Raw genomic sequence first — 15,107 nt, forward strand, 5'->3', positions numbered from 1 at the left:
TTGGACGCACCAAAAAAGCCGCCGGTGCGCGGTTGGCTGCACGCGGACAGTACAAAAGCCAACGCGATTACGGTCATCATTTTTTTCATAAGAATCTGTATTCCGATCAAAATTTTATTGCGCAAAGCCATTATATCCAACGAAATTTAACATTGTCACATAACTGTCACAAAACCACGCTAAAGTAGCAGAAATTTCACAGCTTCCAAACTTATTATAAGGAAAAATCATGGGCCAGCTCCTTTCGAGGCTAATGTTAAAAAAATCAATGCCATATTTGCCGCATTATTAATCGGTGCGGTCGGCTACTTTATCGTATGGGGCATGGGCTACACCAACGGCAACCACACCATACTGTTTCTGCCGGCGACTTTGTTCGGCGTATTTATGGCCTTCAACATCGGCGGCAATGACGCAGCCAACTCGTTCGGCACATCGGTCGGCGCCGGTACGCTGACCATCACGCAAGCTTTATTGGTGGCAGCGGTTTTTGAAGTCAGCGGCGCGGTGATTGCCGGTGGCGAAGTGACTTCGACCATCCGCAAGGGCATCATCGATTTGAAGGCGATGGATCTTGAGCCTATGCAGTTTGTGTATATTATGATGTCCGCACTGCTTGCTTCGGCTTTGTGGCTGCTGTTCGCCACCAAAAAAGGCTGGCCGGTATCGGCCACACACTTGATTATCGGCGGTATCGTCGGTAGTGGTTTGTGTTTGTGTTTCTTGGGCAGCGGCCCGGATGCCTTCTCGCTGCTGCAATGGGACCGTTTGGCACAAATTGCCATTTCTTGGGTATTGTCGCCGGTGTTGGGCGGCCTTGTTTCCTATCTGCTGTTTGCCCAAATCAAAAAACACGTTCTCGACTACAATGCCGCCGCCGACGAACGCCTGAAACAAATCAAACAGGAGAAAAAAGCCTACAAAGAGCAGCACCGCCAAACCTTTGAAAACTTAAGCGAACACGACAAAATCGAAGCGGCTTCGGCAATGACGCGCGACGTGCAGATTTACGAAGACCCCGAGTTAGACCCAAAAGAGCTGGAATCGGCCTATTATAAAGGTTTGTACGAATCGACAGCCGAAAAAACAGCATCGGCACCTACAAAGCCCTACAATCCCGGGATCGCTGATTGCTTCCATCGGCGCCATGATGATTGCGTCCATGTTGATTTTCAAAGGTTTGAAAAACCTGCATTTAGGTATCGGCACTGTCGGCAACTTCTTGACGATCGGCATGATTGGCGCCGCAGTATGGATGGCGGCCTTCATCTACGCCAAAACCTTGAAACGCAAAGATCTAGGCAAATCCACGTTCTTGATGTTCTCATGGATGCAGGTGTTTACTGCCGCCGGCTTCGCCTTCAGCCACGGCGCAAACGACATCGCCAACGCCGTCGGCCCGTTTGCCGCCATTATGGACGTATTGCGTACCGGCGAAATCGGTTCCGAATCGCCTGTGCCTGCGGTAGCCATGCTCACCTTCGGTATCGCCCTGATTGTCGGCCTATGGTTTATCGGCAAAGAGGTGATTCAAACCGTCGGCACCAATCTCGCCGAAATGCACCCCGCTTCCGGCTTTACCTCCGAATTAGCATTTTTAATTTCATGAAAACATATTAAAAGGCCGTCTGAAACCTAATCGCTTTCAGACGGCCTTGTTTGGCTTCACATCACATTAATGTCGGAAATGGCGCACGCCGGTAATCACCATGGCTATGCCGTGTTCGTCGGCTGCGGCGAACACTTCTTCATCGCGCATCGAGCCGCCGGGCTGGATAATCGCTTTGATGCCTTGCTCGGCGATCACGTCCACACCGTCGCGGAACGGGAAGAAGGCGTCGGATGCGGCGCACGCGCCGTTCAAATCGAAGCCTGCATCTTGAGCCTTACGGGCGGCGATGCGGGTAGAATCCACGCGGCTCATTTGGCCGGCGCCGATGCCGTAGGTTTGGCCGCCTTTGCCGAACACGATGGCATTCGATTTTACGAATTTGGCCACGTTCCAAACAAACAGCAAATCGTTGAGCTCCTGCTCGGTCGGTTGGCGTTTGGTCACGACTTTCAAATCGGCGGCAGTGAGTTTGTGGATGTCGGGCGTTTGCATCAACAAGCCGCCGCCCACACGTTTCAGCTCAAATTGGTTCGCACCTTCTTCCAACGGCACTTCCAACACGCGCACGTTTTTCTTGGCAGCAACGATTTCCAAGGCTTCATCGGTAAATGCAGGCGCCATCAACACTTCCATAAATTGGTTGTCGGTGATTTGTTTCGCCGTTGCGCCGTCCACTTCGCGGTTGAAGGCGATGATGCCGCCAAACGCGCTGGTGGTATCGGTGGCATAGGCCAGGCGGTAGGCATCCAAGGTGTTGGCGGCCACGGCGACGCCGCACGGATTGGCGTGTTTCACAATCACGCAGGCCGGTTGTTCGAAGGATTTCACGGCTTCCCAGGCGGCATCGGAATCGGCGATGTTATTGTACGACAATTCTTTGCCCTGCAATTGGCGGTAGGCGCTCAAGCTGCCGGCAGCCGGATAAAGGTCGCGGTAGAACGCGGCTTTTTGGTGCGGATTTTCGCCGTAGCGCATGTCTTGCACCTTAATCCAGCTTTGGTTGAACTGGCTCGGGAAATCGCCCGCTTCCGGCTCGCCTCTCAATTTGTCGTCGGCCAAGGCGGTCAGGTAATTGGAAATCATGCCGTCGTATTGCGCGGTGTGGCTGAAGGCTTTGCGCGACAGGTTGAAACGGGTTTTGTCGCTCAATGCGCCGCCGTTGTTTTCCAATTCGGCAGCGATGTCGGCAAAGTCGGCGGTATCGGTAACGATGGCCACGTGTTTCCAGTTTTTCGCGGCAGAACGCACCATAGTCGGGCCACCGATGTCGATGTTTTCAATCGCATCTTCCAGCGTGCAATTCGGCTTGGCGATGGTGGCGGCAAAAGGATACAGATTCACGCACACCAAATCGATGTTGCCGATGCCGTGTTCTTCCATTTTGGCGACATGCTCAGGCAAATCGCGACGGCCCAAAATACCGCCGTGGATTTTCGGATGCAGCGTTTTCACGCGGCCGTCGAGCATTTCGGGAAAGCCGGTGTAATCGGCCACTTCAATAACGGGAACACCGGCGTCTGCCAATAATTTGGCAGTACCGCCAGTGGACAAAATTTCCACGCCCAGCCGGGTTAAGGTTTGGGCAAATTCAACCGCGCCGGTTTTGTCGGACAGGCTGATGAGGGCACGTTTTACGGTTGCCATTCGGATTCCTTTTTGAGTTGGATTTTAATTGAAGAGGCCGTCTGAAATGCGGTGCAACGGCGCAAATCGGAAAAGCTGTATTATCGCCTATTTTACGTTTTTTTTGCATGATTGCAGCACTGTTTTTTGTAGAAATTGTAAACAATCTGCTACAGACAACACACAAAAGGCCGTCTGAACAGCATATTTTCAGACGGCCTGATATTATGTTTTCAACCAACGCGGCAAAGCCACCACCGCAAATGCCGAAACCAGAATTATCACCATGCCCCATGCCGACACGGCCGAAACCCTTTCTCCCAGCAGCAACACAGCCATCAGCAAGCCCAGCACCGGTTCCATCGAAATTAAGACCCCGGAAATATTGGCCGGCACGCGGTTCATGCCTTTGTTCCACAACCAATAAGCAAACCAACTGCAGCCCACACCAAGATAAACCACCGCCAAAGCAGCCGGCATAATCCACTGAACGGTAAAACTCTCCGTCAACAACAAAGAAAACGGCAAACACAATACCGCTGCCGACAAAAGCGATACCGAGGTATACGCCGGCGCACCGATTTCGGCAATCAGCTTCTGAGTCGGCCGCATAATCAGCGCAAACACCAAGCCGGCCAAAAATACCAGCAGGCAACCGGACACACTGATTTCGCCACCTTCTTCCGCGCCACCGGCAATCATGACCGATACCCCTAAAAATGCCGCCACGCCACATACCCAGTGATACCATTTGGCTTTGTCGTTAAAAAAGAAGTGGCCGACAAACACCATCAGAATCGGCTCCAAGCCGATAATCGTTACCGCGCTGGCGGCCGATGTGTATTTCAAACCGATAAACTGCAACATCAACACCAAGACATAATTGGCAAACGACAGCCACAACAACGGCTTCCATTGCGCGCGCGGAATCCTACCCAAATAACGCCGCGCCGTCGGCAGCACAATCAGCCCTGCAATCAGCAAGCGAACCTGTACCATCAAGGCAGGGTCAAGCATCACATAAGCATATTTGGCCGCAATAAACGAGCTGCCCCACATGAATAAAGCGAAAATTTGAAAAATCATGGTTCAGACGGCCTGTTGATTACTCGACTTTCCACGCATAATTCAGCCATTCTTTGTCTTCAGCCGCGCCTAAGCGTTGGTAGAAACGTTGTCCGGCATCGTTCCACGCGGCGACGGTCCATTTGATTTGGCCGCAGCCTTTGACCTTCGCTTCGGCATATAAAGCGTGCATCAGCTTTTCACCGATTTTTTGGTTGCGGAAATTTTCGGCGACGTATAATTCTTTGATGTGCACCGCCGGTTGGTTTTGCGCGGTGTAGTTTAAAAAGTAATACACCAACATGCCGCCAATCAGGCCGTATGAATCGGCAACCAAGCAGTAAAAATCGGGCGGTTGTTTGTCGAACCCACGCTCTTTCACGATTTGCGGCGTGATGGCAAAGCTGTCGATATAGTGCTCAAACACGGCCAAATCGCGCATAAGCGACCACACTTGTTCGATGTCTTGTTCCTGCATGGGGCGGATGGTGATGCTCATTTAGTTTTCCTATCTCTATAGCAGACAGGCCGTCTGAAAACGCAATAATCGTTTTCAGACGGCCTGTTTTATGGTTTTAATCATCCAGCAAACCATGCTGTAATAATTTTTTGCGCAAGGTATTGCGGTTCAAACCCAGCATGGCGGCGGCTTTGGATTGGTTGCCGTTGCATTCGTCCATCACGCATTCGAGCATGGGTTTTTCCACTTGGTGCAGCACCATATCGTACACGCCCACCGGCGTTTCACCGGCTAAGTCCTTGAAATACTGTTTTAAATTCTGCGCGACACATTGCGCGATATCGACTGTTTGCGTTTTCATCGTTTGCTCTTTTCTTTTCACATTGTTTTCAGACGGCTTCAAATTACTGGCCGCTCATCACTTTAATCCCCAATAAGGCCAATGCTCCGCCGCACACGCGGTCTATCCAATGGCCGAAATGCCGGAAACGGCGGTTGACTGCCGGGGCCGGCAGCATGAAGGCCACCAAACCGAACCAGACAAACAGCATCAGCGTCATCCATGCGCCGTAAACCGCCATCTGCCACAGCGGCGTGGTCGGCGACAACACCACGGTAAACAGCGACAGCATATACACCACCGCTTTCGGGTTCAGCACATTACACAACACGCCGCGCCAAATGATGTTCAAAGCCGGTTCGGCCGTCATTTTTTCGGCACGGATTTCGGCCACTTCGCCCGCCGCTTTGGCCGTCAGCCCTTTGTAACCGATATAAATCAGATACAGGCCGCCGATAATTTTAATCATGGTCAGCAAAGTAGCCGATTGCGCCACCACAGTCACCAAGCCCAGCACCGAATAAACGATGTGTACGCCAAAGCCCAGCGCAATGCCCAAAGCCGTGAGCAAACCTGCCGCACGGCCACGGCTTAAGGATTGTTGCGACACCAACACAAAATCGGGGCCGGGCGACATGCAGGCCAAAATATGTACACCGGTGATGAGCCAAAATCCTTGCCAAAAATCCATGATTGTCCTTATTGCGTGTTTGATGTTTCAGACGGCATTGGTGGTTTGTCGTTGTTTATCGAACCGCCCTCCCCGGCCTTCTCCTGCCAAACTGGAGAGGGGACGGGTTGCTTAGGATGGATAAGGTGCTGTTTGGCCGTTTGAAAAATTTTATTTAAACAGAATCTTTCAGACAGCCCCAATCAGATTGATTACTTAATCGAACCGTTCATTCATCCACCATCGCCGAATCTAGCGAATCTATCTCCGCCCGTCCGGCGTGAGAAGGCTGGGGACAGGGCGGTGCTTTACGTTTCCGCCATTCGGATCCGCACCACAACAATCAACGGTAAGCACACGCCCATGTATCGGTCTTTTCGGACAATGTATCCAGATAAGCCGCCAGCGCGTCATATTGCTCTGCCGCAGAATCCAAGCAGTTGATTTCGCGGCGGGTTTCGATGCCTTCAGGCATGGGGTCGAGATACCAGCCGATGTGTTTGCGCGCGATTCTCAAGCCGCTTTGTTCGCCGTAAAATTCGTGCATGGCGCGGACATGGGCGAGCACGGTATCGCTGCATTGCTTCAGCGGCAGTGCTTCGGGCAGCGTGCCGTTTTCGGCAAAATGTTTCAAATCGCGAAACAGCCACGGCTGGCCTTGTGCGCCGCGGCCAATCATCACACCGTCGGCACCGGTTTGCTGCAACACTTCGGCGGCTTTTTGCGGCGTAGTGATGTCGCCGTTGACCCACAGCGGTATCTTCAGGCAGCTTTTGGCTTCGGCAATCAATTCGTAACGCGCTTCGCCCCGATACATCTGCGTGCGCGTGCGGCCGTGTACCGCCAGCGCGGCGATGCCGGCATCTTCGGCGATTTTGGCGACGGTAAGCAGGTTTTGATGGTCGTCGTGCCAGCCCAAACGCGTTTTCAGGGTGACAGGCACATTTACCGCCTGAACTACGGCGTGCAAAATCTCGGCCACCAGCTTTTCGTCTTGCAGTAAAGCGCTGCCCGCCAACACATTGCACACTGTCTTGGCCGGACAACCCATATTGATGTCAATCACTTGCGCGCCAAGCCCGACATTATAACGCGCGGCTTCGGCCATCACTTGCGGCACATTGCCGAGAATCTGCACCGCCACCGTGCCGTTTTCATCGGAAAAATCGCTGCGGCGTAAAGTTTTTTTGGTGCGGCGCAACCCGGGATCGCTGGTGATCATTTCGCACACCGCCCAACCTGCGCCAAATTCACGGCACAAACGGCGGAAAGGCTTGTCGGTAATGCCTGCCATGGGAGCGAGTGCGATGGGGGTATCGATGGGATATGCGCCGATTTGCATGGTTATCGCTGTGTTTGAAAGGGCTGTGATTGTACAATTTTTAAGCAGTTTTTCCAATTGCCTTTACATTAAGAAAGGTCGAGACCTTTGCAAAATGCCTTTAAGAGCCAGCATACAAAACGAGCCGTCATTCCCGCGCAGGCGGGAATCCATTGTTGAGTATGACAAACTATTGAATAAAATAAAGCTTCTTAAATGCCAAAATGGATTCCCGCCTGCGCGGGAATGACGGCCGTTTTGGTTGCTTATTGATTCATAAGATTTCCGAAGTTCACAGGCCGTCTGAAAACCGATTTCACCTTTCAGACGGCCTCATGCCTGCTTACGCTTCTTTCAATGTTGAAACCGCAGCCAGCAACGGCACCAACATCTCAATAATCAGGTTTTGGAACAACGGCGTCTCCAACGGTGATTCTTCGTCATGACCGAACACCAAAGCCACCTCGGTGTAACTGCTCTGCCCTGTATTCATTTTGTTGCCGAAATATGCGCCGATGGCAGCGGATTGTGCGGCTTCCCATTCTTGTTTTTTAAGATAGGCATCGGCAGCAGCCAAGCTGGTTCTGGCAAAAAACGGCAAGGGGCGGTGTTGGCCGATGTTGTAGTATTCGAGCCATGTTTGCAGAATGCCGCGGGCGGTTTGGCGGTCGATTTCGGGATAGGTCACGGTTTCGTCGTTCGACACAAAATAGGTCAGCCCGCTTTCGCTTTCAGACGGCCTCACCGCATTGAACAACACATGCTCCAGCAGCAAGGCAATACGATCAGGCGCGTTGAGTTTTTTGTTGCGGAACATGATTTGGCCGCATTGATACACATGATTCAGGCTGCCGCTTAAGATTTGCCGGTTAAACGACAATTCGCAGGCCACTGGCGGCACTTTCGGGCTTTCGAGCAAATCTTGGTCGAGCTGTTTGGCGGCGCCTTGGAAACGTTGCTGCCACAAGCTGCCCAATTCACCGGTAGGCAACAGGCTCTCGGCATTGAGCTTGATTTCCACTGCGGCAAAATCCTGCCGCTGTCGGCGCGCTTCCATATACGCATCGGCGATTTTTTCGCCCTGCTCCGGCTCGAACGGCTCGGCCGATTCCCATGCTTCATCGCGATATGGTTCGCGCCAGCCCAAGGTTTGGCGCAGCCAGGCTTTGACCGGATTTTTCCAAAAGCCGATGAATTCGGTTTGCGTGACGATGCTCGGCGGTTCGGCTTCGTTGCCCAAAGGCTGATTGAAAAACGGCATCATTTTTTCAGACGGCCTGTATGCCGCTTCATTTAAGGCTTGGGCATAATCGCGGCGCGTGCTGATGAGCTGGCCTGCTTCTTGCGGTTGGAAATAGCGCGTGGAAAAGGCTTGCAGCGGATGTTGGCACACCCAGTCTGCCAGCAAATCTTTGCTGCGCTTTCCGGTCATTTCGGCGACGGTGTCGATGAGTTCGCTCAACAAGGCCGACGGCGCCAGCTCGTCATCGTTGACAATGCTGCGGCCGACATACGACAAATACAGAATGTCGCGCGCGCTGATGATGGCTTCGAGAAACAGATAGCGGTCATCATCGCGGCGGGCGCGGTCGCCTTTTTTCGGGTGTTTGGCAATCAGGTCGAACACGGTCAGCTTGGTGTTGCGCGGGAAATCACCGTCGTTCAGACCCAATAAACACAACACCTTAAACGGCAGGCTGCGCATCGGTACCATGCTGCAGAAGGTAATGCCGCCACGCAAAAATCCGGCTTGGCTTTCGCTGCTCAAAAAACGGCTGATGTGGCGGATAACCGTGTGCTGCGGCAATAGGCCGTCTGAAAAGCCTGATAATTCAATTTCTTCCTGCCATTTCACTAAGGCTTGCTCGAATTGCTGTGCGGCGTATTGGTCATCATCACTCAAAGCAAACAAACCGTCGCGCAATTGGCGCACGCGTTCAATCCATTCTTCTGCCGCGGCGTCGGTTTGCCATGTTTTTGCGGTGTCGGCCAAGGTCTGCATAAAAGCGGTAAAGCGGCTGAAGACGGCCAACTGATTGACATCGCCGTGCCACGCACTGACGTTTTGCCACATGCCGTCGCCGCCTGCAGGCAGCATCCAGCCCAGCACCAAGCGCGACAATGCCTGCTGCCAGGTAAACAAATTATCCGCTGCGCCGCGCATTTTTCCATCCAAACCCCAATGCACGTTGAGTTCGGCGATGGTGTCGTGCAACAGCGGCAAATCGTCTTCGCTTATTTCAAAGCGTTTTTGCACTAACCGGCTGTCAAGCAGCAGCAACACTTTATCTACTTCAAAGCGGCTTTCCAATAAGTCCAACACCTGTTCCAGCGCATAAAAAAGCGGTTGGCGGCGGCTGAGTTTTACATCGGAAATCGAATACGGCAAGGCCTGTGTGCCGTCTGCCGCGCGACCGAACACGGCTTCGACAAACGGGCTGTAGGGCTCGATATTCGGGGTCAACACGGCGATGTCGTGCGGCTGCCAGTCGGGATGTTCGTGCAGAATATGCAGCAGTTGGTCTTTCAAAATTTGCAGTTCGCGCAAAGGGCTGTGCGCCGACACCACACGGATCGAGCCGTCTGAAAGCAGTGCATCACCCTGCCCGGCAGCATTTTCAGACGGCAGCGACAGCGTTTGAATATCGTTTTGCAGGCGGTGCAGCAAAGTCGCTTCGCCGCTGTCTCCGGTTTCGTATACCGGCGTTTCCATGTCGATTTCCGATAAAAAATCAAAGAAATCGCGTCCCTGTTTGCCCAATGAAGCCAGCAGCGGATGGCCGGTTTGGCTCAAATCAACATCATCGCCGCTTTTCAAAATCTGCGCCGCTTCTATCACATTGCCCCAATGCTGCTCGCTCGGGTTGAGCGCGAACACAATCACATCGCAATGCTCGGAAATGGCCTGCAAAAGCTGCAAATACATCGGCGCCATGGTAGAAATGCCGAACACGAAAAACCGCTCCGGCAGGTTTTGCGGCGATAAATTGGCTAGCAAGGTTTCCCACAAGGCCACGCGGTGCGGCGCAGCTTGTCTGCCGTCGTCAAGAAAACGCCACAATTGCGCCTGCCAGATTTCGTCTTCACCCAATTCCAGCAATTTGCCTTCCTGCCACGTATCAATCCATTGCGGGCGGTACACCAAATATTGGTCGAAAATATCGGCCAATTGTCCGGCCAAATGGTAATCCGCCGATTCGCCGCTGCTTAAATAGCTTTGCAGTTTGTCGCGTACGGTTGCAAATTCTGAGGCCGTCTGAAACGCTTCGCTGCGGAACAATGCCAGCAACCGCCACCGCATCACTTCAGGCGAAAACGGGCTGAGCGCGGGTACGTCGGGAATCAGTTCGCGCATCAAGCGCCACGTCAAACCGGCCGGCAGACTGAATTTGAGATTGGCCGCCACGCCCAATTCTTTCGCTAAATAACTGCTCAAATAACGGCGCATACCTTGGCTTTGCACGATAATTTCTTCCGCCGCCAGCGCATGTTTCAAAGGTTGAAGCTGCTGAATGCGGCTGAACAAAGCGGCGAGCGATTCAAGACGGTTGGATTGATAAAGGTAAAACATGGCAGGCTCAAGCAGACAAAAGATGATGATGGATTATAGGCCGTCTGAACGATGATTGAGGGTTTATTTTCAGACGGCCTGACGGATAAAAGATGAAATATCAATCGTGATAAACCTTGTTTAAAAATAAGAATGTATATTCTATAGCGGATTAACTTAACTTTCGCCACGGCGTTGCTGCGTCTTGCCGTACTACTTGCACTGTCTTCGGCTTGCTGCCTTGTATCGAAGTAATTAAATCCGCTATAAATTCAACAAAATATAGCCACATTAACTGATAACCTTGTCTTATATCAGATTCGGTCGCATTTTTACAGCAACTGTATTTATGGCAAACCGAGCCATCGCTATAATAGCCTGTTTTCAATACAACGGAAAACCACATGACCCCTTCCTCTACCGCGCCGGATAAGGCGCAACAGGCCAACCGCCGTTATCTGACTGTGTGGCGTTGGCATTTTTACGCAGGCTTTTTTGTCGCGCCTTTTTTAATTTTACTGGCGGCCACGGGCTTGGCCATGCTGTTGTTCGCCAACATCAGCGGCCGCGACGGCGAACGGATTCATGTCACCCCCCAAGCCGTGGTACAACCTTTATCGGTACAAGCTGAAGCGGCGCGCAGAGCCTTACAGTCGGAAACCGCTTCAGTGGTGCAATACATTGCGCCTCGTGCCGACGATATGGCGGCGGTGTTCCGCGTCAACGATGATGGCAAGGCGATGATAGTGGCGATTGATCCTTACACAGCACAGGTGGCCAAAGTATTTCCGCGCAATCAGGATTGGTATCATTTGATGGACGAAATCCACAGCGATATTTTGCTCGGTACGTTTGGCGATTATTTATTGGAAACCGCAGCATCGTTAACTATTTTGCTGATCATAACCGGCGTTTATTTATGGTGGCGCAAACAAGGCAGTCTGAAAAATATGCTGCTGCCGAATATCACTTCCGGCCGCTCTGCTTGGCGCGAGATTCACGGTGCAGTCGGTGCATGGATTTCGCTGATTTTGTTGTTGTTCTGCTTATCCGGCATCGCATGGGCAGGCATTTGGGGCGGCAAGGCAGTACAGGCTTGGAGCCAGTTCCCGGCCGGCAAATGGGGCGTTCCTCCCAATCCCGAATCGGATGTCGTCACCTACGGCCAATTATTGAATGACGGCAAAACCAAAGAAGTGCCGTGGGTATTGGAGCTGACGCCCATGCCGCAATCAGGCACAACTTTAGGCAAAGACGGGATTAACCCTGACGAACCGATGACATTGGAAACCGTTGACCGCTACGCACGCGAAATCGGTTTTCAAGGCCGCTATCAATTGAATCTGCCGCAAGGCGAAACAGGCGTGTGGACACTGTCGCAAGATTCGATGAGCTACGATGCCAACAGCCCTTTTATCGACCGCACCGTGCATCTCGACCAATACAGCGGCAAACAGTTGGCCGATATCCGCTACGATGACTACAACGCGTTCGGCAAATTCATGGCAGTCAGCATCGCGCTGCACATGGGCACACTGGGCTGGTGGAGCGTGGCGGCCAATGTGGCGTTTTGTTTGGCGGTAATTTTAATGTGTGTCAGCGGTTTTGTGATGTGGTGGAAACGCCGCCCGAGTCACGCCGTCGGTTTGAATCCGCCGTCAAACAAGGCAGAATTACCGGTGTGGTGGGCAATGGCTTTTCCGCTTCTACTGGTGGCACTGCTCTTCCCGACCGCCATCATTGCCATTTTGCTGATTGCAGTGTTGGATTTTGTGCTGTTGTCGCGCATTCCGGCATTGAGCAAGTGGTTTAAATAAAGCAAATAAAATAAAAGGCCGTCTGAAAACAAATTACGCTTCAAACGGCCTTGATGATTTTATCCGGCTTTAATCAGCAAATAGTCTGAGATTTTTGCAAAACGCCCTGAAAGCCACTGCACAAAGAATCGACGTCATCCCCGCGTAGGTGGGAATCCATCTTAAAATTTCAGAAACTTATTTTATTCAATAGCTTGCCATTCTCAAAGATGGATTTCCATCTGCGCAGGAATGATGGCCGTTGTGCCGTTTGTTGGTGGTTTATGAGGTTTTGCAAAGTTTTCAGCCTACAATTCTCTGTTTTATTTCAAAAAATAAAAAGATTTATTGATAAACCCATGGTTTGATTTCAAGGCCGTCTGAAACCTTTTGTGGATCTCTACTTCATGGCCGAAATCATCCGGATAAAAAAAGCCCTGCTTTTCAGCAGGGCTTTCTTGACAGGCTATGTGATTAGCCCAGGGTTTCAATGTGGTTTTGCAGCACAGATTCCAGTGTCTCACCGGCAGACAAACCTTGGAAGGTAATGCTGTTTTGGTAAGTTTGACCATCTTTTGCCACACCGGTAAAGCTCAAGACGTGGTTTGCATCATCCCAAACAGCGTTTTCTAACTGCTGCGGACTAACCAAGTCGGCAAATACGACTTTATCTTTGCCTGCCTGGAAGTCAGTAATGACATCACGGCCACTGTTGCCGTTGGCCAAGAATACGAATTTATCCGCACCCACGCCACCGGTCAAAGTATCATTACCGGCACCGCCGAACAAGATGTCATTACCCGAACCGCCAATCAAGGTATCGTTACCGCCGTCGATACGGTCATCCAACAGTTCGGTCCAGTTCTTGCGGACATAATCACCGATTTGCTGTTCAGTCGCATCGCCGCCGCCGTTTTCCGTCCACTTGATGTATTCGGTCAATGCGCGCGCTCCCATGCCGTCGTGTGTACCTTCGGTATATTGGATACCGGTAATACCGTTGGTCCAACTCAGGTAATCGGTATTCAAGCTGTCGCCAAAAATGACATCGTCGCCATCTCCACCTCTTAAGGTGTCTCCGGATATTTTGTTTACCACGCGTTCGGTTGTACCGCTTTCCAATGCGGCATCAAGCTCTTCCGGAGTCGAAACCACTTGCGATTCACCTGCAGCACCTTGGTAAATAACGCGGCCGCTATGTTTATGCAAACTTAAATCTTGTTCGGTAACTTTATTGCCTTGTGCAACTGTATTATCGAAGAAGTTCAACATGTTTTTCTGGATACCTTTAGAGAAACCCACCGCATGAACATCCGAAACGGCCGACAAGCCTTTAAAGCTCTTCAACGCTTCTGTTACCGAACCTTGGTTTACATAGCCTTTGTAAACATTGCCAAAACCCGTATTACCATGTGTAGTCGGTTCTCCGTCAGTCAAAAAGTAAGTAACGTTTTTATAGCCATTGCCTGATACACCTTTGAACCAAGAGGTCGCATCACGGAATACGTCGTCATAGTTAGTCAAACCGCTGGCTTTCACACCATAGATAGCGTTTACTAATTTATCAACATTAGCTTCCGTAAGCTGGGAAATGGTTACTTTTTGCGTCGCAGTCGTTCCAAAAGCAAAGAATGTTACATTCAGTTTGCCATCGTGATTCGCAAAGTCTTTTGCCAACTTCAAAAGGGATTTACGTGCAATCTCAATGTAGGATTCACCCTTATCGGTTCGATACTGCGCCATACTGTTGGAAGTATCCAAGATAACCGCCACATTGTAATCATGACCGGGCTTGATAATAATCTCATAACCACCAGTATCGCCAATCAACACATCGTTACCGGTACCCCCACGAATATTATTTGAATCATTGTTTCCAATTATTGCTTTATCGGAATCTTGACCATTAATATTAATCGTCAGCGTTGCAGCAGATTTGTCTCCATCTGCATCAGTCACCGTGTACGTGAAAGTCTCTTGCAACGATTCACCGCTGTTTAAGGCTTTTACCGCTGCATTGCCGGTATTCAATGTGTAAGTATATTTACCGTTTGCATCCAGAGTCAGCGAACCATATTGGCCGACAGTATTTCCTGCAACTACGGATACCGGGCTATCTGCTCCCAAGGTATCGTTATCCAACACATTGCCGCTTACATCCGTACCAGATTCGGCAATGCTGTTAGCGTCATTTACTGCTACCGGGGCAGTATCGGTAATCTGGATATCCAAACTGTCCATCGCGGTATTACCTGCCTTATCACGTACAACAACCACGAAACTGTCTTTCACGGAGTCATCGCCGGCACTGTGGTCTTTTGCTTTACCGTTTTCAGTATAACGGTAAGAAACTTCACCTTTAGCTGCATTGTAACCGGTAATCACCAAAGTACCCAGCTTGGTCGTTACGGTCACAGGGCTGCCTACAGTAGCAGCTGTGACATCTTTACCTGCTACCGTAATACTCGCAACCAAAGCGTCTGATACTTTAATTACACCGTTTACAACTGTACCAGAAGCTTCTTTAACAGCCTTATCTTCAGCAGCTACTGCTGGTACCGCCGTATCAATCACGTTGCCTTTGCCGCCGTTGTCGTCACTGGCTTCGGCCGCGTTACCGGCTTTGTCGGTCACTTTGGCATCGACTGTGTAGCTACCGTCCGGCAATGC

General features: G+C 51.2%; 9 protein-coding genes and 1 pseudogene. 2 read left to right on the forward strand and 8 right to left on the reverse strand.

All coding sequences use genetic code 11. The annotated features are described in order from the left end of the window. Positions 1-216: 216 nt before the first annotated feature. Positions 217-1,594, forward strand: a pseudogene (locus ACFPVS_RS04855) (inorganic phosphate transporter); the annotation flags it as partial. A gap of 81 nt (positions 1,595-1,675) precedes the next feature. Here ACFPVS_RS04855 and purH read toward each other — a convergent pair. The 7 genes from purH to recC all read right to left on the reverse strand — a co-directional run bounded on the left by purH (position 1,676) and on the right by recC (position 10,662). Continuing rightward, entirely contained in the window at positions 1,676-3,256 is a 1,581-nt protein-coding gene (gene purH / locus ACFPVS_RS04860; protein ID WP_096295880.1) for a bifunctional phosphoribosylaminoimidazolecarboxamide formyltransferase/IMP cyclohydrolase, read from the reverse strand. A 204-nt stretch (positions 3,257-3,460) separates the two neighbouring features. Beyond that, entirely contained in the window at positions 3,461-4,321 is an 861-nt protein-coding gene (locus tag ACFPVS_RS04865) for a DMT family transporter (protein ID WP_096295881.1), read from the reverse strand. A gap of 19 nt (positions 4,322-4,340) precedes the next feature. Next, on the reverse strand, positions 4,341-4,799 hold the full coding sequence (locus ACFPVS_RS04870) for a GNAT family N-acetyltransferase (RefSeq protein WP_096295882.1): 459 nt from the start codon (positions 4,797-4,799) through the stop codon (positions 4,341-4,343). Between the two features lie 76 nt (positions 4,800-4,875). Further along, complete coding sequence (locus ACFPVS_RS04875; protein ID WP_096296186.1) at positions 4,876-5,121, reverse strand: Fis family transcriptional regulator; 246 nt, start codon at positions 5,119-5,121, stop codon at positions 4,876-4,878. A gap of 43 nt (positions 5,122-5,164) precedes the next feature. Further along, positions 5,165-5,791 carry a LysE family transporter gene (locus ACFPVS_RS04880; protein ID WP_378595456.1) on the reverse strand — a complete coding sequence of 209 codons (627 nt, stop codon included), beginning with the start codon at positions 5,789-5,791 and terminating at the stop codon, positions 5,165-5,167. Positions 5,792-6,113: 322 nt separating this feature from the next. Next, positions 6,114-7,112, reverse strand: coding sequence for a tRNA dihydrouridine synthase DusB (gene dusB / locus ACFPVS_RS04885; RefSeq protein WP_096295883.1), 999 nt, complete (start codon positions 7,110-7,112; stop codon positions 6,114-6,116). Positions 7,113-7,434: 322 nt separating this feature from the next. Then, positions 7,435-10,662, reverse strand: a complete 3,228-nt coding sequence (gene recC / locus ACFPVS_RS04890; RefSeq protein WP_378595457.1) for an exodeoxyribonuclease V subunit gamma — start codon at positions 10,660-10,662, stop codon at positions 7,435-7,437. 383 nt (positions 10,663-11,045) lie between these two features. Between recC and ACFPVS_RS04895 the strand changes: the two genes are divergently transcribed. Continuing rightward, complete coding sequence (locus tag ACFPVS_RS04895; RefSeq protein ID WP_123804942.1) at positions 11,046-12,458, forward strand: PepSY-associated TM helix domain-containing protein; 1,413 nt, start codon at positions 11,046-11,048, stop codon at positions 12,456-12,458. A gap of 453 nt (positions 12,459-12,911) precedes the next feature. Here the strand turns inward: ACFPVS_RS04895 and ACFPVS_RS04900 are convergent. Further along, a partial coding sequence (locus tag ACFPVS_RS04900; RefSeq protein WP_378595458.1) for a VCBS domain-containing protein occupies positions 12,912-15,107 on the reverse strand: 2,196 nt, incomplete at its 5' end.

It is taken from the genome of Neisseria weixii, from assembly GCF_042658245.1.
Taxonomy (GTDB): Bacteria; Pseudomonadota; Gammaproteobacteria; order Burkholderiales; family Neisseriaceae; genus Neisseria; species Neisseria weixii.